18 protein-coding genes are annotated in these 20,994 nt (G+C 72.6%); 10 read left to right on the top strand and 8 right to left on the bottom strand.

Annotation, left to right across the window (positions count from 1 at the left end; genetic code table 11):
• Position 1: 1 nt before the first annotated feature.
• Complete coding sequence (gene hemE, locus ABFX50_RS28890; RefSeq protein WP_346150587.1) at positions 2 to 1,021, bottom strand: uroporphyrinogen decarboxylase; 1,020 nt, start codon at positions 1,019 to 1,021, stop codon at positions 2 to 4.
• Between the two features lie 612 nt (positions 1,022 to 1,633).
• Between hemE and ABFX50_RS28895 the strand changes: the two genes are divergently transcribed.
• From ABFX50_RS28895 to ABFX50_RS28915, 5 genes are all read left to right on the top strand, one after another.
• On the top strand, positions 1,634 to 2,227 hold the full coding sequence (locus tag ABFX50_RS28895; RefSeq protein WP_183646266.1) for a DUF3000 domain-containing protein: 594 nt from the start codon (positions 1,634 to 1,636) through the stop codon (positions 2,225 to 2,227).
• Positions 2,224 to 3,465, top strand: coding sequence for an HRDC domain-containing protein (locus tag ABFX50_RS28900; protein WP_346150590.1), 1,242 nt, complete (start codon positions 2,224 to 2,226; stop codon positions 3,463 to 3,465). Before ABFX50_RS28895 ends, ABFX50_RS28900 begins: the two co-directional genes overlap by 4 nt.
• Positions 3,466 to 3,535: 70 nt before the next feature.
• Positions 3,536 to 4,675 (top strand): Gfo/Idh/MocA family protein, encoded by a 1,140-nt coding sequence (locus ABFX50_RS28905; protein WP_346150592.1) that lies wholly within the window; start codon positions 3,536 to 3,538, stop codon positions 4,673 to 4,675.
• A complete protein-coding gene (locus ABFX50_RS28910; protein ID WP_346150594.1) occupies positions 4,672 to 5,835 on the top strand; it encodes a dihydrodipicolinate synthase family protein in 1,164 nt (387 codons plus the stop codon). Before ABFX50_RS28905 ends, ABFX50_RS28910 begins: the two co-directional genes overlap by 4 nt.
• Complete coding sequence (locus ABFX50_RS28915) at positions 5,832 to 6,662, top strand: sugar phosphate isomerase/epimerase family protein (RefSeq protein WP_346150595.1); 831 nt, start codon at positions 5,832 to 5,834, stop codon at positions 6,660 to 6,662. The genes ABFX50_RS28910 and ABFX50_RS28915 overlap by 4 nt, the downstream gene beginning before the upstream one ends.
• A 61-nt stretch (positions 6,663 to 6,723) precedes the next feature.
• Here the strand turns inward: ABFX50_RS28915 and ABFX50_RS28920 are convergent, their stop codons facing one another.
• The 6 genes from ABFX50_RS28920 to ABFX50_RS28945 form a co-directional block, all read right to left on the bottom strand.
• Positions 6,724 to 9,378 carry a PEP/pyruvate-binding domain-containing protein gene (locus tag ABFX50_RS28920; protein ID WP_346150597.1) on the bottom strand — a complete coding sequence of 885 codons (2,655 nt, stop codon included), beginning with the start codon at positions 9,376 to 9,378 and terminating at the stop codon, positions 6,724 to 6,726.
• 186 nt (positions 9,379 to 9,564) lie between these two features.
• The gene (locus tag ABFX50_RS28925) at positions 9,565 to 10,353 is read right to left on the bottom strand and encodes a sugar phosphate isomerase/epimerase family protein (protein ID WP_346150599.1); all 789 of its coding nucleotides are present in this window, start codon (positions 10,351 to 10,353) and stop codon (positions 9,565 to 9,567) included.
• Positions 10,354 to 11,349: a LacI family DNA-binding transcriptional regulator gene (locus ABFX50_RS28930; protein ID WP_346150601.1), complete on the bottom strand. Its 996-nt coding sequence runs from the start codon at positions 11,347 to 11,349 to the stop codon at positions 10,354 to 10,356.
• 119 nt (positions 11,350 to 11,468) lie between these two features.
• A complete protein-coding gene (locus tag ABFX50_RS28935; protein ID WP_346150603.1) occupies positions 11,469 to 12,440 on the bottom strand; it encodes a hypothetical protein in 972 nt (323 codons plus the stop codon).
• A 71-nt stretch (positions 12,441 to 12,511) separates the two neighbouring features.
• A complete protein-coding gene (locus tag ABFX50_RS28940; RefSeq protein WP_346150605.1) occupies positions 12,512 to 13,897 on the bottom strand; it encodes an FAD-dependent monooxygenase in 1,386 nt (461 codons plus the stop codon).
• 66 nt (positions 13,898 to 13,963) lie between these two features.
• The gene (locus ABFX50_RS28945) at positions 13,964 to 15,349 is read right to left on the bottom strand and encodes an MFS transporter (RefSeq protein WP_346150607.1); all 1,386 of its coding nucleotides are present in this window, start codon (positions 15,347 to 15,349) and stop codon (positions 13,964 to 13,966) included.
• Positions 15,350 to 15,444: 95 nt separating this feature from the next.
• On the opposite strand from ABFX50_RS28945, the gene ABFX50_RS28950 reads away from it, so the two are divergent.
• Genes ABFX50_RS28950 through ABFX50_RS28970 form a run of 5 tightly spaced genes read left to right on the top strand, consistent with a single transcriptional unit; the run spans position 15,445 to position 20,253 of the window.
• On the top strand, positions 15,445 to 15,759 hold the full coding sequence (locus ABFX50_RS28950; protein WP_183646297.1) for an ArsR/SmtB family transcription factor: 315 nt from the start codon (positions 15,445 to 15,447) through the stop codon (positions 15,757 to 15,759).
• Between the two features lie 36 nt (positions 15,760 to 15,795).
• Positions 15,796 to 16,530 carry a hypothetical protein gene (locus tag ABFX50_RS28955; protein ID WP_346150609.1) on the top strand — a complete coding sequence of 245 codons (735 nt, stop codon included), beginning with the start codon at positions 15,796 to 15,798 and terminating at the stop codon, positions 16,528 to 16,530.
• Positions 16,531 to 16,569: 39 nt separating this feature from the next.
• Positions 16,570 to 17,754 (top strand): thiolase family protein, encoded by a 1,185-nt coding sequence (locus ABFX50_RS28960; RefSeq protein WP_346150611.1) that lies wholly within the window; start codon positions 16,570 to 16,572, stop codon positions 17,752 to 17,754.
• Complete coding sequence (locus tag ABFX50_RS28965; protein WP_346150613.1) at positions 17,751 to 19,820, top strand: 3-hydroxyacyl-CoA dehydrogenase NAD-binding domain-containing protein; 2,070 nt, start codon at positions 17,751 to 17,753, stop codon at positions 19,818 to 19,820. Before ABFX50_RS28960 ends, ABFX50_RS28965 begins: the two co-directional genes overlap by 4 nt.
• Positions 19,821 to 19,875: 55 nt before the next feature.
• Positions 19,876 to 20,253: an SSI family serine proteinase inhibitor gene (locus ABFX50_RS28970; protein WP_346150615.1), complete on the top strand. Its 378-nt coding sequence runs from the start codon at positions 19,876 to 19,878 to the stop codon at positions 20,251 to 20,253.
• Here the strand turns inward: ABFX50_RS28970 and ABFX50_RS28975 are convergent.
• Positions 20,243 to 20,890: a hypothetical protein gene (locus tag ABFX50_RS28975; protein ID WP_346150617.1), complete on the bottom strand. Its 648-nt coding sequence runs from the start codon at positions 20,888 to 20,890 to the stop codon at positions 20,243 to 20,245. The two genes, ABFX50_RS28970 and ABFX50_RS28975, sit on opposite strands and share 11 nt — an antisense overlap.
• Between the last annotated feature and the right edge of the window lie 104 nt (positions 20,891 to 20,994).

Raw genomic sequence — 20,994 nt, forward strand, 5'->3', positions numbered from 1 at the left:
GTCAGCGGAAGGAGTGGACCAGGTCGGTGAGGCGGCGCAGCTGGTCGGGGTCGGTGCTCGGCAGCACCCCGTGACCGAGGTTGAACACGTGACCCTCGGCCGAGCGCCCCTGTTCGAGGATGCTCAGCGCCTTGCGCTCGACGGCCTCCCACGGGGCCAGCAGGATCGCGGGGTCGAGGTTGCCCTGCAGCGCCCTGCCGGGCCCGACGCGCCGCGCGGCCTCGTCGAGCGGCACGCGCCAGTCGACGCCCACCACGTCGGCGCCCGCCTCGCCGAGCACGCCGAGCAGCTCGCCCGTGCCGACCCCGAAGTGGATGCGCGGCACGTCGGGCACCGCCTCGAAGATCCGCCTGGTGTACGGCAGGACGAACTCGCGGTAGTCGTCGGGCGCGACCGCCCCCACCCATGAGTCGAACAGCTGGATCGCCGAGGCGCCCGCGTCGATCTGGACGCGCAGGTGCCGGCTCACGATGTCGGTCAGGCGCTCCATGAGCGCGTGCCACAGCGCGGGCTCGCCGTACATCATGGCCTTGGTGTGGTCGTGGTTCTTGGAGGGGCCGCCCTCGATCAGGTAGGAGGCGAGCGTGAAGGGCGCGCCCGCGAAGCCGATCAGCGGCGTGGAGCCCAGCTCGCCGACCAGGCTCTGGATCGCCTCGGTCACGTAGGGCACGTCGCCGGGCTCGAGCGGGCGCAGGACCTCGAGGCCCGCCCTCTCGCGGATCGGGTCGGCGATGACCGGGCCCACGCCCGGCTTGATGTCGAGGTCGACGCCGATGGCCTTGAGCGGCACGACGATGTCGCTGAAGAAGATGGCCGCGTCGACGCCGTAGCGGCGCACCGGCTGCATGGTGATCTCGACGATCAGGTCGGGCGTCGCGCACGCGGTCAGCATGGGCACGCCCTCGCGCACCTTGAGGTATTCGGGCAGCGAACGCCCTGCCTGCCGCATGTACCAGACCGGGGTGTGGTCGACGGGCTGGCGACGGCAGGCGCGCAGGAAGGCGGAGTCGGCGAGATTCACCATTCAAGGGTGCCACGCCATGGTGGCGGTCGCTCCACCGGCGCTAATCGGAAACATACGCATGCGAGGGCTAAAGTCACGATCAGGAGTCGAAGTAGAGGTTTAGCGCAGTTCATCCCTTTAGCTCGGGCCTGCCCTCCGGACCCGGCCCCGAGCTTCGCGTCGCCCAGGTACAGTTCATCTCACGGTCGCCCCCAAATCCCCTCCTGACTGGACCAAATGTTCGCCAATCCACCGCGCGTCATCGAATACCGCCTCACTTTCAGGACACGCCGAGCGCGTTGCGCGGAATTGTCAGCGCGGCATGCCAACGTCGGAGCCACGTCCGCGAAGAAAGGCTCCGTACCGATGACCGCGTTGTGGAGTTCCCCCGAGCGCCGCAGTGAGCACTGCCCCTCATGCGCAGGTGAGAGGCCGTTCGAGCAGCCGCCATGCATGGAGGGGCACGAGGCCTGCCCCGAGTGGGCGTGCCTCGAGTGCGGTCACGCGCTGCTCGCCGGTCCCTTCGAGCCGTCAGAGCCAGGCTCGCGCCCGCTGACGGTCGCGGCTTGATCGGCCCGGATGAGCACCCCCGTGGTCCCCATGCGACCGACCTCGACCTACGCTTCGGCTATGACCCTCGGTGACACGCCGCAGGCCCCCGCCGCCTTCAGGCGGGCGGTCGAGAGCCTGCGCATGGCCGAGGTCAGGCCGGAGATCGAGCTGGAGGACCTGCCGGCCCCCCAGCGGCTCGCGCCCTTCACCGCCGCCATCGGCGCCTCTGTCTACCGCGACGACGAGGAGCTGGCGGTCGGCAGGCTGATCCTGCTGTTCGACCCCGAGGGCCAGCGTGGCTGGCAGGGCCAGTTCCGCCTGGTCGCCTATGTCAGGGCCGACATGGAGCCCGAGATCACCTCCGACCCCATGCTGGGGCCCGTGGTGTGGAGCTGGCTGACCGAGGCCCTCGACTCTCGCGAGGCGGGCTACTCGGCGGCCGGCGGCACGGTGACCAGGGCGGTCTCCGAGGGCTTCGGCGACAAGGCCGACGACCCGGTCTCCACCGAGCTGGAGCTGCGCGCGTCGTGGTCTCCCTCGCAGGAGGACCTGTCCGGCCATGTCGCCGCCTGGTGCGACCTGATGTGCCTGGCGGCAGGCATCCCACCGCTCCCACCCGACGTGGCCACGATGCCGCGCCGTCGCGAAGATCCGGAGTCCACCAGGCCGTGACCGAAAGCAGTGAGAGCACCACCGAGGCCGTCGTTCCCCTCCTCGAGCCACGCGAGGGCATCCCGCCGGTCGTCACCTCCAGGCAGGGGCTCGAGGCCACCGTCGAGGCGTTCGCCAAGGGCGACGGCCCGGTGGCAGTCGACGCCGAGCGCGCCTCGGGCTACCGCTACGGCGGTCGCGCCTACCTGGTGCAGCTGCGCCGTGCGGGAGCCGGCAGCGCGCTGATCGATCCGATCGCCTGCCCCGACCTGTCGGAGCTCGACGCGGCGGTCGCCGACGCCGAGATCGTGCTGCACGCCGCCTCGCAGGACCTGCCGTGCCTGGCCGAGGTGGGGTTCAGGCCGCGCAGGATGTTCGACACCGAACTGGCGGGCCGGCTGCTCGGCTACGAGCGGGTCGGCCTGGGCACGATGGTCGAGACCGTCCTCGGGCTGCGCCTGGAGAAGGGGCACTCGGCGGCCGACTGGTCGACCAGGCCGCTGCCCGAAGACTGGCTGCGCTACGCCGCGCTCGACGTGGAGGTGCTGGTCGAGCTGCGCGACGTGCTCCACGACGAACTGGTCGCCAGCGGCAAGCTGGCGTGGGCGCAGGAGGAGTTCGCCGCGATCCTGGCCATGCCGCCCGCGCCGCCGAGATCCGACCCGTGGCGGCGCACCTCGGGCATCCACAAGGTCCGCAACGTGCGGGCGCTGGCGATCGTCCGCGAGCTGTGGACCATGCGCGACCAGATCGCCCGCGAGGGCGACATCGCTCCCGGCAGGGTCCTGCCCGACGCCGCGATCATCACCGCGGCGCTCGAGATGCCGCGCACCAAGAAGGCGCTGACCGACATCACCGCCTTCACCGGCAGGTCCGCCAGGCGCCACATGGGGGCCTGGCTCGACGCCGTCCACAGGGCGCGCACGCTCGCCGACTCCGAGCTGCCCGCGCCCAGCACGCCCGGCGAAGGGCCGCCGCCGGCCAACCGATGGCCCGACCGCGATCCCGCCGCCGCCAAGCGGCTGGCCGCCGCCCGCGCGGTGGTCGCCGCGCTGGCCGACGAGCACCGCATGCCGACGGAGAACCTCCTGCAGCCCGAAGCGGTGCGCAGGCTCACGTGGGAGCCGCCCGCCCAGATCAGCGACGAGACGGTCGCCGAGCGGCTGCGCTCGCTCGGCGCACGCGAGTGGCAGATCGGCCTGGCCGCCCACCCGCTGGCCAAGGCGCTCGACAGGCTCGAGACCAAGGGCATCCTCTAGACCGCTTGACGCCTCGGCGTCCACGGCCTTACGGTCATCTGGAAAGCGCTTTCCCCTTAGGAGAGGTCACATGAGCGTGCGCACCATCAGCGTCGTGATGAACGGCGTCACCGGGCGGATGGGCTACCGCCAGCATCTGGTCCGGTCGGTCCTGGCCATCAACGAGCAGGGCGGCGTGACGCTCTCCGACGGCGACAGGGTCGTCCTGCGCCCGATCCTGGTCGGCCGCAGCGAGGCCAAGCTCGCCGACCTCGCGGGGAAGCACGGCATCGCCGACTACACCACCGACCTCGACGCCGCCCTCGAGCAGTCCGACGTCTACTTCGACGCCCAGGTCACGCAGGCGCGGGTCAAGTCGGTGCTGAAGGCGATCGAGGCGGGCAAGCACGTCTACGCGGAGAAGCCCACCGCCGAGACCGTGCAGGAGGCCGTGGCGCTGGCCGAGGCGGCCAAGGCCAAGGGGATCAAGAACGGCGTCGTGCAGGACAAGCTGTTCCTGCCCGGCCTGCTCAAGCTGAAGCGGCTCATCGACGGCGGCTTCTTCGGCCGCATCCTGTCGGTGCGCGGCGAGTTCGGCTACTGGGTCTTCGAGGGCGACTGGCAGAGCGCGCAGCGGCCCTCGTGGAACTACCGCTCGGCCGACGGCGGCGGCATCATCCTCGACATGTTCCCGCACTGGCACTACGTGCTGGAGAACCTGTTCGGCGAGGTCGAGTCGGTCTACGCCAAGGCCGTCACGCACATCCCCTCGCGCGTCGACGAGCAGGGCCGCACCTACGAGGCGACCGCCGACGACGCCGCCTACGGCGTCTTCGAGCTGAAGGGCGGCATCATCGCGCAGATCAACTCCTCGTGGGCGGTCAGGGTGAACCGTGACGAGCTGGTGGAGTTCCAGGTGGACGGCACGCACGGCAGCGCCGTCGCGGGCCTGCGCAACTGCCGCGTGCAGAGCCGCGCCACCACGCCCAAGCCGGTCTGGAACCCCGACCTGCCCGTCACCGCGCGCTTCCGCGACGACTGGCAGGAGGTGCCCGACAACGCCGACTTCGACAACGGCTTCAAGACGCAGTGGGAGCTGTTCGTCAGGCACGTCGTGGAGGACGCCCCCTTCCCCTACGACTTCGCCTCGGGCGCACGCGGCGTGCGGCTGGCCGAGCTCGGTCTGCGCAGCTCGGCGGAGGGCCGCAGGATCGCGCTGGAGGAGCAGTGAGGATCGACCTGCCCTCGGGCCCCTACACGCTCGCCGAGCCCGTCGTCTGGCCGGTCGTCGAGCGGCCGGCCACCAGCCGCGTCGTCTACGCGGCCGCCCACGTGGTCGCCGACCCGCTGGGCGACAACACCCCGGGCTCCCCCGCCGCGGTCGACTGGGAGGCGACGCTGCGCTTCAGGCGTCACCTGTGGTCGCACGGCCTGCGCGTCGCCGACGCCATGGACACCGCGCAGCGCAACATGGGCCTCGACTGGGCGGCCACCCGGTCGCTGATCAGACGCAGCGCCGAGGAGGCCCGATCCTTCGGCGACGCCGCCGAGCTGGTGGCCTGCGGCGCGGGCACCGACCACGCGCCGCAGGCGGCCACCCTCGACGAGATCACCGCCGCCTACACCGAGCAGATCGAGACCGTGCGCGACGCGGGCGCGGGCGTGATCGTGATGGCCTCCCGCCAGCTGGCCCGCGTCGCCACCGGCCCCGCCGACTACCACCAGGTGTACGGCAAGCTGTTCGGCGTGGCGGGCCGCCCGGTGATCCTGCACTGGCTGGGCGAGATGTTCGACCCCCAGCTGGCCGGATACTGGGGCTCGCGCGACGTGTCGCGGGCCACCGAGTCCTTCCTCGAGCTCATCCACGCGCACGCCTCCTCCGTCGAAGGCGTCAAGGTGTCGCTGCTGGACGAGGAGCACGAGGTGGCGCTGCGGGCCTCGCTGCCCGAGGGCGTCAAGCTCTACACCGGTGACGACTTCAACTACCCCTCGCTGATCAGGACCGGCTCGCACGCGCTGCTCGGCATCTTCGACGCGATCGCGCCCGCCGCGGCGGCCGCCCTGCAGGTGCTCGACGCGGCGGAGGCCGCCTGCACCGAGGAGGCCCGCGAGCGGCTGCTGGCCCACTACGACGAGATCCTCGCCCCGACGGTGCCGCTGTCGCGCAAGATCTTCGAGACGCCCACCTACAACTACAAGACCGGCATCGTCTTCCTGGCCTGGCTCAACGGCCACCAGGACGCCTTCGCCATGGTCAACGGCGCCCAGGCGGCCAGGTCGCTCCCGCACCTGTGCGAGGTGTTCACGCTGGCCGACCGGGCCGGCCTGCTGGCCGACCAGGAGCTGGCCGTCCACCGGATGCGGTCGCTGCTGGCGGTGAACGGGCTGTGAAGCCGGCGCTGAACCAGTGGACCACCAAGCGGTGGACGGTGGCCGAGGCCGTCGACGGGTGCGTCAGGCACGGCCTCGAGGCGATCGGGCTGTGGCGGCAGGAGGTCGCCGCGCAGGGTCTGGCCGAGTCGGTCAGACTGGTGCGCGACGCCGGCCTGCGGGTCTCGTCGCTGTGCAGGGGCGGCTTCCTGACCAGCGGCTCGAAGGAGGCCCTCGACGACAACCTGCGGGCGATCGACGAGGCCGCCGAGCTCGGCGCGGCCTGCCTGGTGATGGTCGTCGGCGGCCTGCCCGGCATCCCCGCGGGCCAGGCTCCCCCCGAGGGCTTCTCCCGCGACCTGGCGGGCGCGCGCGCCCAGGTGGCCGAGGCGCTGTCGGTGCTGGCGCCCTACGCGGGCGAGCGCGGGGTACGGCTGGCGCTGGAGCCGCTGCACCCGATGTACTGCGCCGACAGGGCCGTGCTCTCGACCCTCGGCCAGGCGCTCGACCTGGCCTCGCCGTACCCGTCGTCGCAGGTGGGAGTGGTCGTCGACACCTTCCACGTGTGGTGGGACCCCTCGGTGTACGAGCAGATCGCGCGGGCGGGCGAGCGGATCGCCTCCTACCAGGTGTGCGACTTCCTGCAGCCGCTCCCCTCCGACGTGCTGCTCGGCAGGGGCATGATGGGCGACGGCGTGATCGACTTCGCGCCGCTCACGAAGGCGGTGCTGGAGGCGGGTTACACCGGCGACATCGAGGTGGAGATCTTCAACGCCGACGTGTGGGCGGCCGACCCCGACTCGGTGATGGCGACGATGAAGGAGCGCTTCGCCGCCCTCGTCGCCTGACGCCGCCTCCTCCCGGGCGCCGGGAGCCGGCGCCCGGCCCCCTCCCTCCGGAGGGGCCGGGTCAGCCGGCGACCGAGACGATCCCGCCTGAGCCGTCCACGGTGATCGTCGCGCCTGTGACGATCACGTGCGTGGCGTCGGCCACCCCGACGACCGCGGGGATGCCGTACTCCCTGGCCACCACCGCGCCGTGCGACATCGAGCCGCCCATCTCCATCACCAGCCCTCCCGCCGTCAGGAACAGCGGCGTCCAGCCCGGGTCGGTGGAGGGCGCGACGAGGATCTCGCCCGGCTCCAGGTGCGCGCCGGTCGGGTCGAGCACCACCCTGGCGGTCCCTGTGACCGTCCCCGCCGAGGCGGGGGTGCCGGTGAGCCCGCCCTCTCCCGCCTCGGCCCTGACCGCCAGCGCCTCCGGCTCGGTGCCGTCGGACAGCAGCATCCTGGGCACGTGACGGCGGCGCACCTCCTGCTCGTAGGCGGCTCTGCGCCCGGCCACCAGCTCTCTCAGCGAGCCGCCGGTCAGCGCCTGGCGCGTCTCGCGCAGGTCGAGGAAGTAGACGTCGTCGGCGCTGTCGAGCACGTCCTTGGCCACCAGCTCCTCGCCCACCACGCGCATGCTGCGCCGTACCGCAGCCAGCACCTCGACCGCGTAGTACTTCGGCAGCTCGCGCAGTCCCGCGAACATCCTGGTCCTGCGCAGGGCGAAGGCCGCCAGCCGTCCTCGACGCCTGCCCTTGGCCGCGGCCATGGCGACGATCGTCCGCACCGCCCGCTCGGCTTCCTGGGCGCCCCTGGCGAACATCGCGTCGGGCGCCAGGTCCTCGTTGTCGAGGCGCAGGTAGTTGGCCAGCACGCCGAGGATGTGCGCGGGCTCGTCGGACCAGCGCGGCATTCCCAGGTCGATCTCGGCGACGCCGCGGTGGCCGTACCTGGACAGGAAACCCGCGACCGCCCGCTGCGCCCTGAGCTCGCCGCGCTCGTAGGCGTCGGCGAGCTCGCTCACCCGCGCGGACCTGAACTGGCCGGCCGCCTCGGGGTCGGCGGCGATCTCCCTGGCCAGGTGCCACAGCTCCAGGTCCATCTCGGTGGTGGGGTTGTTCGGCAGGCTGCGCAGGACGGCCTGCAGCTGCTCGCCCTTCGCGCCCGACAGCTTTCCCGCGAGGCCCAGGCCCGCGTAGCCTGCGATGGCGATCGGCATGATCGACAGGATCGTCGGGAACGTGCCGCGCAGCACCCGCTCGGCGTGGTCGAGCCGCTGCTCGGCGGTGGCGTCCGGGCTGATCGCCAGCCTGGCCTCCAGCTTGTCTCCGAGACGCCTGGTGAAGGCGAGCGCCGCCCGCGGCCTGGCCAGCGCGAGGGCCACGCGCTCGGGCGCGCCGACGCGGCCGGCCGCCCGCATCGCCGTACGGATGAGGGGGAGCATCGAGGTGCTGGTGACCGAGAGCCTGGGGTCCTGCGCGACCTGCTGGAAGATCACCCCCGCGCGGGCCTCGCCGACGGCGAGCATCCGCGGCAGGATCATCCGCCCCGCCCTGCTCCGGACGGCGGGCGTGATGTCGAGGAACACCCGCTGCCCCGCCTCGGCCATGATGGGCGCTCCGGCCAGCCGGTCGGCGGGCGGGAAGCCGCACAACGCCGCCGCGCCCGCGCTCACCAGTTTGAAGGCCGCCATCCCCATCGGGGTGAAGGGGCGCATGACGCCCTGGACGACGTTCACCGAGAAGTAGACGCGCAGGCCGTCCCTGGTGGTCTCGGGCACGGGGTAGAGGGTGGTGATCGGCCTGGCCTGGGTGAGCCAGAGCGTGCCGTGGGCGTCGATCGCCCACTCGGTGTCCTGCGGGGAGCCGTAATGGTCCTCCACCCTGGCGCCCAGCGCGGCCAGAGCGCGCACCCGCTCGTCGGTGAGGCACGGCTCGTCCGAGGGGGTCTCGATCCGCTCGGTGCCGCCTCCGGGCAGCGAGCGGATCGCCACCCGCTTGTCGCCGATCCTGCGCTCGACGATCCGCGTGCTCGCCAGGTCCACCACGAACCTGTCGGGGTTGACCGCCCCCGACACCACGGCCTCGCCGAGCCCGGGAGCGGCGTCGATGACGGCCTCACGGCGGCGCCCCGTCACCGGGTTGGCGGTGAACATCACACCCGCCACCTCGGCCTCGACCATCCGCTGGAGCACGACCGCCAGCCGTACCCCGGCGTGGTCGATCCCGTTGGAGGCGCGGTAGGCCACCGCCCTGTCGGTCCAGAGAGAGGCCCAGCAGCGGCGGACGGCGTCCTGCACGGCCTCGACCCCGACGACGTTGAGGTAGGTGTCCTGCTGACCCGCGAAGCTCGCGTACGGCAGGTCCTCGGCGGTCGCCGACGACCGCACCGCCACCGCCGCCCCCTCGCCGAGCCGCGCGTAGCACCCGGCGATGGCGGCGCGCACCTCCTCGGGGACCGGGGCCTGCAGCAGCAGCGCTCTCGCCCTGCCCGCCAGCTCGGCCAACGCGGGGGTGTCCGTCGCCGCCGTGCCCGCCAGCTCGGCGATGACCTCCTTGAGGCCGGCCCCCTCGGCGACGCGGTGGTAGGCCCGCGTGGTCAGGCAGCAGCCGGGGGGCACCGGCAGGCCGGCCCTGGTCAGCTCACCCAGGTTCGCCGCCTTGCCGCCGACCTCGGCGAGCATCGCCGCGTCGATGTCGCCGAACCCGAGTGCGAGCGATGCGCTTGCGGTCCTCATCGGGCGTTCCCCTTGCCGTCAGTCGTGCTCCTCACCCTGTTCGTCAGAGTCTGCAGCGCACGGCGGCATGGCGGAATGCCTTTCCGCAAAAAAATTCATCAAGTGATGAACTTCTGTCCTTCGCGACTGATCACCCCAGGATGCCCACGCCCAGTACCTCGGGCCGCTCGGCCGGGGAGGCGCCGCTCACGAGGCTGCGGCGGGGGCGTGGCGGCGCACCCACGCCGCCGCGCCGGGCAGGATCTCCTCGACCGGGGCGACCTGCGGATACCAGGTGCGCTCCCACTCCAGGGAGACCCACCCGTCGTAGCCGTGCGCCCGCAGCAGCTCTCCCGCCTCCTCCAGCGGCACGGTGCCCGAGCCCATGGGCACGGGCGTGGTGTCGGTGGCGGAGACGGCGTCCTTCACCTGGACGTAGGCCAGGTGGGGAGCCAGCGCCGCCAGGCTCTGCGCGGGAGACTCCCCGTGCCGCCAGGGGTGCAGCAGGTCCCAGAGCGCGACGGCGGCGTCGGGCCTGCCGGTCAGATCGAGCAGCCTGGCCACGGCCGCGCCGGTGGCCATCTTGTCGTGGGTCTCGACGAACACGCGCACGCCCAGGGCGGCGGCCTCGTCGGCGACGGCGCGCAGGCGGCGGGCGCCCACGGCGGGATCGTCCCCGCGTGGGAAGACCCGCACGCCCTGCGCCTCGAGATCGGCCGCCAGGCGGAGATCGGCCAGGAGGGCCTCGACGGCGGCGGTGTCCGCCACCGCGGAGTCGCATATACCGACATATCCCGCCAGGGCGGCGACGGTGAGACCCGCGTCGGTGATCTGCCGCAGCACCGCCTTCCGCTCCTCGGCCGCCAGCCCCGCGTGCACCCCCGTGTCGGGATGCAGCCGCAGTTCGAGCCCTTCACACTCCCCCGCCGCCGCGATCGAGATCGACGACGTCAGGTCCTGCCCCGGCATTCCCAGGGTGCTGACCGCGAGCCTCACTTATGCCTCCACTGCTCTGACGCTCTCACGCATGACCACCTCACCGCTCACCCGCTCCACCCGCGCCTCCTCACCGAGGTCGAGCGCCATGGCCAGCGCCCTCGCCCCCATGTCGGCCAGCGGCAGCCGTACCGTCGTGAGGGCGGGCACGTGGTCGCGCAGGGTCGTGATGTCGTCGAAGCCGGCCACGGACACGTCCTGCGGCACCCTGACGCCCCTGTCGCGGTAGGAGGCCAGCGCGCCGACCGCCATCACGTCGTTGACCGCGAACACGCAGGTCGCCTCGCCCGTCCTGGCCGCCGCCTCGTAGCCGCCGTCGCGGTCGAAGGGGCCGTGGAGCACCAGCGGCTCGGGCAGCCCCAGCTCGGCGAGCGCGCCGGTGAAGCCGGCGCACCGGTCGGCGGCGGTCAGCAGCCCAGGGGGCCCGGCCAGCACGGCGAAGCGGGTGTGACCGAGCGCGGCCAGCGACCTGGCAAGGTCGGCGGCGCCTTCACGGTTGGCGGGTGCGACGGTGTCGACGTCGAGCAGGTCCTGGCCGACGCAGGCCACCCTGCCGCCGCTGGCGAGGTAGCGGCCGAGCTCCTCGCGCAGCCTCCCTGTGACGTGCGGGTCGTCCACCCTCGATCCGGCCAGCAGGACGGCCCGCACCCGCTGCGCGTTGAGCGAGGCGACGTAGGCGATCTCCTGCTCGGGATCGCGGTGCGTGGTGCCCACCATGACCAGCAGGCCCTCCTCGGCGGCCACCCGCATGGCGCCGTCGGCCAGCGCGGCGAAGTAGGGGTCGGTGAGGTCGTGAACCACGATGCCGATGACCTTGCTGGCGCCGCGGGCCAGCGTCTGCGCCGCGAAGTTGGTGCGGTAGCCGAGCTCGGCCGCGGCCTGCTCGACCCGGGCGCGCAGGGAGGCGCCCACCTGGCGGGTGCTGCCGTTCAGCACGCGCGAGGCGGTGGCGAGCGAGACGCCCGCCTGTTTGGCGACGTCCTCCAGCGTGACCATGAGCCCTCCCGGAAAGCGATTTCCAGTCTGTCAGACCGGCGGCCTTCGCGCGATCGTACGGTAATGACGACGGCAGCCGCCCTCCCCCTCTGGGGAAGGCGGCTGCCGGGAAGGTCGTGCTAGCCGAACAGCCAGTCCAGGAGGCCGCCCCTGCGCGGCTCCTCGGCGGGCTGCTGCTGCGTGGGAGCGGGCGCGGGCTGCTCGGTGGCGGCCGGAGGCGCCTCGGTGCTGTCCGAGGACGAGGGGGCCTCGGACCTGGACTCCGAGGGGGACTCCGTCTTCGACGTCCCGTCCCTGGCGGTGTCGTCCTTGAGCGAGCGCACGGGGGTGGCGCTCGGCTTGCGGGTGGCGGGGGCGACGGCGCGGCTCACCGTCGGCCTCGGCGTGGGCGTCCTGGTCGGCCGGACGCGAGTCACCGGCTCGGGGCTCTCACTGACCGTCGCGGACGCCTCGGGCGTCTGGGACGGGTCGAGCGGCGGCTCCACCACGGCGTCGGTCTCGGTCTGCTCGATGGGAGCGTCGGTGGCGACGGGCTCCAGCGAACGGCTGGAGGCGCACGCTCCGCCCGCGCAGGAGTCGCCGCCCGAGCCGGTCAGCATCCAGCCGCCCGCCGCTCCGATCACCACGACGGCCGCGGCGCCCGCCAGCAGGAGTCTGGTGCGCCTGCGCACCTCACGCTCGGGCGCCGCGCTGTCCTCGGTCCATCCCGAGCCGAGGAAGCCCCGGGGGGAGGAGTCGCCCGACACGTCGTAACCCTGGTCGAGGGGCAGGTACTGCGCCTCGGTGTCGGGCACCTCCAGCGCGACCACGGGCGGCGCGTCCAGGACCGTCACCAGCGGGACGTCCTCGGGGGCGACGGGGTCGGCCGGACCGGCGGCGACGAGGACGTCGGCGGCCTCGGGAGGGATCTGCTGGGTGGTCGGGACGGGCGGAGCGGCGGCCTGGGCGGGCGCGGGCGCCTGGTCGGGCGTCCGCGGCTCTCCCTCCGCATCGACGGCGGGCTGCTCGTCGGTGTCGGCCGAGTCAGGGGTCCAGCGGTCCGACAGCACGTCCCCGGTCATCTCGGGCCTGTCGTTCTCGTCGCGCGCCACGGTGAACCTCTCTAGTGCTTACTTGATCGCGCACCTTCCTAACAGACCCCACCACTTTTTGTCCGGATATTTCACAAGTTCCAGCGATCTAGTGCTCCAGGTAGTGCCGCGTCCCCCGCCTCCGAGGTCCACGCCACGTAGCCGTCCGGCCTGATCAGCAGGGCTTCGAAGGGGCTGTCGGCCTTCCCTCTGACGACCTCGGCCCGCGCGCCGACGGCCGAGACCAGGTCGTCCCTTCCCGCCAGGTCGAGGAAGAGCGTGCGCCCCCTCCTCAGCAGCTCGACCAGCGTGACCCTGCCCCCGTCGGTCTCGACGGCGAGATCGGGCGCCATCCAGCCGGCGCCGGGCACCCCGACGTCGTAGACGGTGTCCACGCCGCTGACCATGCCGCTGAGGTAGGCGTTGACCTGGTCGAGGCGCATCAGCTCGGCGAACAGCTCGCGCAGCGGGTCCATGCGGGGATCGGGGTCGGCCAGCGCGTTCTGCGCCGCCACGTTCCACCGCACCCTCGCACCGACGGGGTGCCGCTCGGCGTGGTAGGTGTCGAGCAGCCCCTCGGGCGCCCTGCCCTTCACCTGCGCGGCCAGCTTCCATCCCAGGTTGAAGGCGTCCTCGAGGCCGGTGTTGAGCCCCTGGCCGCCCCACGGGAAGTGGACGTGCGCGGCGTCGCCGGCCAGCAGCACCCGGCCGCTGCGATAGGTCTCGGCCTGCAGGGAGGCGTCGCCGTACCTGGTGAGGCTGCGCGGCTCCGACATCGGGACGGGGAAGCCCGCGATGTGCTCGGCCGCCTCCATCAGCTCCTCGAGCGTGACGGGGGCGTCCCTGTCGGGGTGCGGCCCCCTGTAGTCGTAGGTGGTGATCCTGCCGCCAGGCCAGACGATGAGCCAGCCTCGCGGGGTCCTGTGGTAGCCGCCGGGCAGGCCAGGCGGCAGCCGTACCTCGCCCATGAGGGCGGCCACGCGCGCGCCGCTGCCGGTGAACCGGATGCCCGCGGCCTTGCGGACGGCGCTGCGGGCGCCGTCGCAGCCCACCACGTAGCGGGCCTCGACACCGTTGGACAGGCGCACGTGGTCGTCGTGCTGGACCAGGCCGGTGACCTCCTGCCCGCGCAGGATCGTGGCGCCGAGCGAGACGGCCCGCTCGGCGAAGACGTGCTCGGCCCACGCCTGCGGGCTGCCCACGAGCGTCGGGCCGTCCTCGACGACCGCGCCCAGGTCGAGCCCGAACATGCCGGAGAAGTGGAAGCGCACGCTCCCCCAGGTGGAGTGGCCCACCTCGGCCAGCAGCCCGCGCCGTTCCAGGCTCTGCGCGGTGCGCGCGTGCAGCGTGCCCGCCCTGGACTCCGCCGACGGTACGGCCCGCCGCTCGACCACCACGACGTCGACCTCCTGGAGGGCGAGTTCGGCGGCCAGCAGCATGCCGACGGGACCGCCGCCGACGACGGCGACATCGAACATGTGAGATCTCCTCTGGTGAGTACGCGCGACGATGTGCTGAACACCGTCGGCGGTGTGGTGGTTGCGTCAGACGACGGCGGGGCGCAGTTCGGGCCGCGCCTTCCTGGCGAAGGCGAGCGAGACGAGCGCGCCGAGCAGCATGCCGGCCGCCGCGACCAGCACGGCCGTGCGCACCCCTCCCGCCAGCGCCGCGCCGGTGGACTCGCCGACGCCGCCCACCGCGACGAGCACCGCCAGGCCGATGGCCGAGCCGACCTGCAGCGCGGTGGAGGCCATGCCCGAGGCCACGCCCTGCTGGGCGGGGGCCACGCCGGTGGCGGCGGCGATCCACATGCCGGTCCAGGTGAAGCCCTGGCTGACGCCCATGACCACGATGCCGGGCAGCGCGCTCCAGTAGCTGCCGCCCTCGCTCACCCCGAGCGCCAGCAGCGCGGTGCCTGCCGCGCCGCCGAGCGTGCCGATGAGCAGGGTGGCGCGCATCCCGATGCGCCCCGCCATCCTGCCGCCGAGCTGGGTGCCCAGCGCGATCAGTAGAGAGGGCAGCAGGAAGGCCAGGCCCGTGGTCACCACGCCGTAGCCGAGCACGGTCTGGAAGTAGACGGTCAGGAAGTACGGCAGGGCGTTGAAGGTGCCGCCGAAGACGAGGATGACCACGATCGCGGGGGTGAGGCTGCGGTTGCGGAACAGGCGCAGCGGCATGAGCGGGTCGCCGCTGCCGCGCTCGACGGCGACGAAGGCGGCCAGCAGGACGGCGGCCGCGACGAAGGCGCCCAGCACCGGCGCGGAGGCCCAGCCGCTCTCGGGGCCCTGGATGAGGGCGAAGGCCAGCAGGCTCACTCCCGCCGTGGCCAGCACCGCGCCCGGCAGGTCGAGGCGCCTGCCGCGCTCGCGGGGGCCGTCGGAGGGGATCAGCGCGTAGGCGGCCGCGATGGCCAGCACCGCCAGCGGCACGTTCACGTAGAAGACCGCCTCCCAGCCGAAGGCGCCGGTCAGCAGACCACCGAGCAGGGAGCCGAGCGCCAGGCCGCTGGCTCCCGCGCCGCTCCAGACCGCCAGCGCCGCGTTGCGCGCCCTGCCCTCCTCGAACAGGGTGTTGACCAGGGAGAGCGTGGCGGGGAAGAGCAGCGCGCCGCCCAGGCCCTGCACGGCCCTGATCACGACCAGGGCGGCGGGTTCCGTGGCCAGCCCCGCCGCCAGGGAGGAGAGGGCGAACAGCGCCAGCGCGGCGACGAACATCCTGCGCCGCCCGGCCAGGTCGGCCAGCCGCCCGCCGAGCAGCAGGAAGCCGCCGTAGGCGACGGCGTAGGCGCTGGAGACCCATTGCAGGCTCTGCGCGGAGAAGCCGAGGTCGCTGCCGATGTCGGGCAGGGCGACGACCACGATGAAGAAGTCGAGTGCGGTGATGAGCTGCGAGAGCGCCAGCAGGGCGAGCGTCCAGCGGGTGTGCGGCATGGAATCCTTCAACCGTCCGGGAAATACGAACAGTACGGGATTCTCGTACGATCGAACGACAGGCGTCAAGTTCGATAGTTCCGTACAATGGTTGGATGACGGCGCTTCATCCCACGAGGGAGCAGATCCAGCTGGTCGAGGTCCTGGCCGCGCTCGGCCATCCGGTGCGGGCCCAGATCGTCCGCACGCTCTCGGCGCAGCCACCCGACACGGAGATGTTCTGCGGTTCGGTCCTGCCCGACGTCCCCAAGTCCACGCTGACCAACCACTGGCGCGTGCTGAGGGAGGCCGGGGTCATCGTCCAGCGCCCCGAGGGGCGCAAGCTCTTCATCACCCTGCGCCGCGCCGACCTCGACGCCCGCTTCCCCGGCCTGCTCGACCTGGTGGTCCAGGAATCCCACGCGATGTGAACGAAGCGGGAGCCCGCGGCGGCCATGATGACCGGCATGGTTACCACCCATCCCGGCGCGGACGCCATCGCGGGCCTGCGCGCCCACGCCCGGTCGGCCCGGCACCTGGCCGTGGCCGTGCTCGTCGCCTCGATCGCCTCGCTCGCCACGGCGCAGATGCTGGCCGAGCGGGCGCCGACCAGGGAGGGCACGCGGCCCTTCGCGTGGCTGGCGTTGGGCGTGCTCGCGCTGGCCGTCCCGGCCATGACGTTGACACAGGCGGCCTGGGGCGCGCGCTCGCGCCGGGTGCGCGTGCGCGAGCAGGCGCTCTACGCCAAGGTCTCGTCAGGGCCTCTGCAGGCCGCCTCCAGGCTGGGGGTCGCCGCGGGCTGGGCGGTGACCCTGCTGCTCGGCTTCACCGTGCCGCGCCTGTTCAGGGAGTCCGCGCTGTACGGCCTGGCCACGGCGATGAGCCAGGCGATCGAGGTCGTCGCGCTGGCAGGGCTGGCCGCAGCGGTGTTCTACGCGATCTGGTGGATGCGCGACACCCTGGCGCACGCGACCGCCTCCCCCGGCGACCCGTGGGATCCGGGGCATCGGGGGCCCGGCCAGGAGCGCCGCCCGGCGTGGGCGGGGGCGGCGGCGGCCACCTGCGCGCTCGTGGCGGCCCGCGCCCACCTGTGGGAGCCGGCCACCTGGCTGCTGTGCGCCCTGCTCGCCCTGACCCTCGCCTGCCTGCTGGCGGCATGGGCGGGAACCCGGCGACAGGAAGGACTAGTTACTCATGAGTAGCATAGGGGGCGAACCAGTCCTGCAACGAGGAGCGAATCCGTGCCTTCCTCTCGTGACGTCGTTTTCGTCGACGGCGTTCGCACGCCGTTCGGCAAGTCGGGGCCCAAGGGCCTGTACGCGGAGACCCGCGCTGACGATTTGGTCGTCCGCGTCATCCGTGAGCTCATCAGGCGCAATCCGAACCTTCCTCCCGAGCGGGTGGACGAGGTCGCGATCGCGGCGACCACCCAGATCGGCGACCAGGGCCTGACGATCGGCCGCTCGGCGGCGGTGCTGGCGGGGCTGCCCAAGAGCGTGCCCGGCTACGCGATCGACCGCATGTGCGCGGGCGCGATGACCGCGGTGACCTCGGTCGCCGGCGGCATCGCCTTCGGCGCCTACGACGTGGCCATCGCCGGCGGCGTCGAGCACATGGGCCGCCACCCGATGGGCGAGGGCGTCGACCCCAACCCCCGCTTCCTGTCGGAGAAGCTCGTGGACGGCAGCGCGCTGGTCATGGGCATGACCGCGGAGAACCTGCACGACCGCTACCCGGCCATCAGCAAGGAGCGCGCCGACGCCTACGCCGCGCTGTCGCAGGAGAAGGTCGCCAAGGCCTACGCCGACGGCAAGATCCAGCCCGACCTGGTGCCCACGGCCATCAGGACGGCCGAGAAGGGCTGGGGGCTCGCGGTCGCCGACGAGGCGCCGCGCCCCGGCACCACCGTCGAGGGCCTGGCCGGGCTGAAGACGCCCTTCCGCGCCCACGGCCGCGTCACGGCGGGCAACTCCTCCGGCATCAACGACGGCGCCACCGGCTGCGTCCTGGCCGCCGCCGACGTGGCCGCCGAGCTCGGGCTCACGCCCAAGATGCGCCTGGTCTCCTACGCCTTCGCCGGCGTCGACCCCGAGGTCATGGGCGTCGGCCCGATCCCCTCGACCGAGCGGGCGCTGCGCCTGGCGGGCCTGTCCATCGACGACATCGGCCTGTTCGAGATCAACGAGGCCTTCGCCGTCCAGGTGCTCGCCTTCCTCGACCACTTCGGCATCTCCGAGGACTCCGAGAAGGTCAACGCCTACGGCGGCGCGATCGCCTTCGGCCACCCGCTGGCCTCCTCGGGCGTGCGGCTGATGACGCAGCTGGCCCGCCAGTTCGGCGAGCGGCCCGACGTGCGCTACGGCATCACCACCATGTGCGTCGGCATGGGCATGGGCGGCACGGTCATTTGGGAGAACCTGGCATGAGCAACATCAACGACCTTTTCGCCGGCGAAGTCGTCACCAAGGCCCTGGTGCGCGACGTCGAGCTACCCCACGGCGCGGGCACGATGGCGCTGATCACCCTCGACAACGGCTTCGACCACACCAAGCCGAACACCTTCGGCCCCGGCGGGCTGACGCTGCTGAACGAGGCGATCGACGCGATCGCGGCCAGGACCGACCTGGCGGCCGTCGGCGTCACCGGCAAGCCGTTCATCTTCGCGGTCGGCGCCGACCTCAAGGGCGCGGCGCTGGTGCGCACCCGCGAGGAGGCGCTGCAGATCGGCAGGCTGGGCCACGAGGTCTTCCGCCGCCTCGGCGAGCTGGACGTGCCGAGCTTCGCCTTCGTCAACGGCGCGGCCATGGGCGGCGGCCTGGAGATCGCGCTGCACTGCACCTACCGCACCATCTCCTCGGGCGTGCCCGCCGTGGCGCTGCCCGAGTGCTTCCTCGGCCTGGTGCCGGGATGGGGCGGCACCCAGCTGCTCCCCCGCCTGATCGGCCCGGCCAAGGCGATCAGGCTCATCGTCGAGAACCCGCTGTCGCAGAACCGCATGATCAAGGGGCGTGAGGCGTTCGCGCTCGGCGTCGCCGACGCGATGTTCGAGCCCGCCGACTTCCTCGAGGAGTCACTGCGCTGGGCCGCCCAGGTGCTGGGCGGCTCGGTCACGGTCGAGCGGCCCGCGATCGAGGAGGACTGGGACAAGGCCGTCGCCGACGCCCGCTTCCTGGTCGACATGAAGCTGCGCGGCGCGGCCCCCGCCCCCTACCGGGCGCTCGACCTCATCGCCTCGGCGAAGGACGCCTCCCGCGACGCCGGGTTCGCCGCCGAGGACGAGGCGCTGGCCGACCTGCTCATGGGCGACGAGCTGCGGGCCGGGCTCTACGCCTTCGACCTGGTGCAGCGCAGGGCCAAGCGACCCGCGGGCGCGCCTGACAAGGCGCTGGCCCGCAAGGTCACCAAGGTCGGCGTGGTAGGCGCGGGCCTGATGGCCTCGCAGATGGCGCTGCTGTTCGCCCGCCGCCTCGAGGTGCCCGTCGTGCTGACCGACCTCGACCAGGCCCGCCTGGACAAGGGCGTCGGCTACGTGCACGCCGAGGTGGACAAGCTGCTGTCCAAGGGCAGGGTCAGCCAGGACCACGCCAACAGGCTCAAGGCGCTGGTGACCGGGTCGCTGACCAAGGACGCCTTCGCCGACGCCGACTTCGTCATCGAGGCCGTCTTCGAGGACATGGGCGTCAAGAAGAAGGTCTTCGCCGAGGTCGAGGAGCACGTCTCGGCCGAGTGCGTGCTGGCGACCAACACCTCCTCGCTCTCGCTCAGCGAGATGGGCTCCGAGCTCAGGTACCCCGAGCGCCTGGTCGGCTTCCACTTCTTCAACCCGGTCGCGGTGATGCCACTGCTGGAGATCATCAAGGGCGACTCGACCGACGACGCCACGCTCGCCACCGCCTTCTCGGTGGGCAGGTCGCTGAAGAAGTCGGCCGTGCTGGTCAAGGACGCGCCCGCGTTCGTCGTCAACAGGCTGCTGACCCGCTTCATGGGCGAGGTCATCGCGGCCGTGGACGAGGGCACGCCGCTGGAGCTTGCCGAGCACTCCCTCGACGACCTCGGCCTGCCGATGTCGCCGTTCGCGCTGCTGCAGCTGGTCGGCCCTGCGGTCGGCCACCACGTGTCGGAGACGCTGCACGCGGCCTTCCCCTCCCGCTTCGGGGTGTCGGAGAACATGGCCAAGCTGGTCGCCTCCGGCAAGCCGGGCGTCTACGCCCCCGACTTCTCCCTCGACCCCGAGGCGGTGGCGCTGTTCGCCGGCGGCGAGCATCCCTCGACGGCCGAGCAGGTGCGCGAGCGGGTCCTCGGGGCGCTGGCCGAGGAGATCCGGATCATGCTGGACGAGGGCGTGGTCGCCGCGGCGCAGGACATCGACCTGTGCATGATCCTCGGCGCGGGCTGGCCTTTCCACCTCGGTGGCGTCACGCCGTACCTCGACCGCGCGGGCTTCGCCCAGCCGCGCTTCCTCGAGCCCGGAGTCGCCTCGGTTCCCGCCTGATGCCCGATCGGTCTCGCTCGACTCGCCCCACGCCGTGGTCTTCTAGCGTGGGGCGATGAGAGCGATCAAGATACTGGCCCTCACGGGGGCGTTCATGATGGCCGCGACCGCTCCGGCGCTGGCCGAACAGCGGCCGAGGTCCTCGCTGAAGGTGGCGGTGACCGTGGCCGACACCGCGAAGACCGTCAGGCTCACCTGCGACCGCGACGGGGGCAACCACCCCACGCCCCGGGCGGCCTGCCGCCTGCTGCGCGCGGTGAAGGGCAGGCCCGCCAGGCTCGAGGTGAGGAAGAACCCGATCTGCACCAAGGAGTTCAGGCCGCACACCGTCGAGATCTGGGGCGCCTGGCGGGGCAAGCCCGTCCGCTTCACCAAGACCTACTCCAACGCGTGCCTGATGAAGGCCGCGGGCGGAGCGGTCTTCACGCTCTGACGCGCCGCCGGACGACCAGCCAGGCCGCCCCCGCGACCGCGAGCAGGCCGAGCGCCACGCCGTAGGGCAGGAGCGAGGCGGAGGCGGCCAGGGCCGGCGCGGTCGAGGGGGCGGGGGCGGCGGGGGCCACCGCGCCGGCGGCCGGCGCGACCGCCGCCTTCGACAACCCCGGTGGGCGCACCTGGCCCCACGGGTCCTTGCCGCCGTTCATCTCCAGGTAGCGCGGGAGCATGGCCTTGAGCTCGGGATCGAGCGGCTTGACCGCCAGCGCGCCCGGCACCTGGAGGGTGCCGATCTCGAACGGGGCGAACCACCCCTGGATCGCCTCGACCTTCCACCGGCCCGCGGGCAGGGCGAGCGCGGCGGCGTAGTGGGCCTTCTCCTTCAGCTCGACGCCGGTGAACTCCAGGCTCCTGGCGCCGTCGGTGAACTTCAGCCCGACCTTGCCCAGGTCCGGCCCCTCGTAGGGATGGGTGCCGTGCTGAAGCATCCAGAAGCCCACGGTGTAGGTGGCTCCCGCCTGGAAGGAGGCGGGCACCGGGTCGAGGTAGGTGGCGGCCCAGCCCCCCGCCCTGGCGGGCGCCGCGAGGGCCAGGCCGGGCAGCAGGAGCGCGAGCACGAGCAGAATGCGTCTCATGCTCCGAATACACCGGAGCGCGAGAGGAGGTTCCCTCCGGGTCGCGGCTGAGCGTGGCAGAGGCCCAGCCGCCGGACCTGTACGACCGGGGGCCTCATGCCCTC

Origin of the sequence: Nonomuraea recticatena, from assembly GCF_039533245.1 — a bacterium.
Taxonomy (GTDB): domain Bacteria; phylum Actinomycetota; class Actinomycetes; order Streptosporangiales; family Streptosporangiaceae; genus Nonomuraea; species Nonomuraea roseola.

Bases quoted from the DNA above. Each gene is read 5' to 3' on its own strand.
- ABFX50_RS28895 (WP_183646266.1), top strand. From the start codon at position 1,634: ATGACCCTCGGTGACACGCCGCAGGCCCCCGCCGCCTTCAGGCGGGCG.
- ABFX50_RS28905 (WP_346150592.1), top strand. From the start codon at position 3,536: ATGAGCGTGCGCACCATCAGCGTCGTGATGAACGGCGTCACCGGGCGG.
- ABFX50_RS28920 (WP_346150597.1), bottom strand. From the start codon at position 9,378: ATGAGGACCGCAAGCGCATCGCTCGCACTCGGGTTCGGCGACATCGAC.
- ABFX50_RS28930 (WP_346150601.1), bottom strand. From the start codon at position 11,349: ATGGTCACGCTGGAGGACGTCGCCAAACAGGCGGGCGTCTCGCTCGCC.
- ABFX50_RS28940 (WP_346150605.1), bottom strand. From the start codon at position 13,897: ATGTTCGATGTCGCCGTCGTCGGCGGCGGTCCCGTCGGCATGCTGCTG.
- ABFX50_RS28945 (WP_346150607.1), bottom strand. From the start codon at position 15,349: ATGCCGCACACCCGCTGGACGCTCGCCCTGCTGGCGCTCTCGCAGCTC.
- ABFX50_RS28950 (WP_183646297.1), top strand. From the start codon at position 15,445: ATGACGGCGCTTCATCCCACGAGGGAGCAGATCCAGCTGGTCGAGGTC.
- ABFX50_RS28955 (WP_346150609.1), top strand. From the start codon at position 15,796: ATGGTTACCACCCATCCCGGCGCGGACGCCATCGCGGGCCTGCGCGCC.
- ABFX50_RS28965 (WP_346150613.1), top strand. From the start codon at position 17,751: ATGAGCAACATCAACGACCTTTTCGCCGGCGAAGTCGTCACCAAGGCC.
- ABFX50_RS28970 (WP_346150615.1), top strand. From the start codon at position 19,876: ATGAGAGCGATCAAGATACTGGCCCTCACGGGGGCGTTCATGATGGCC.
- ABFX50_RS28975 (WP_346150617.1), bottom strand. From the start codon at position 20,890: ATGAGACGCATTCTGCTCGTGCTCGCGCTCCTGCTGCCCGGCCTGGCC.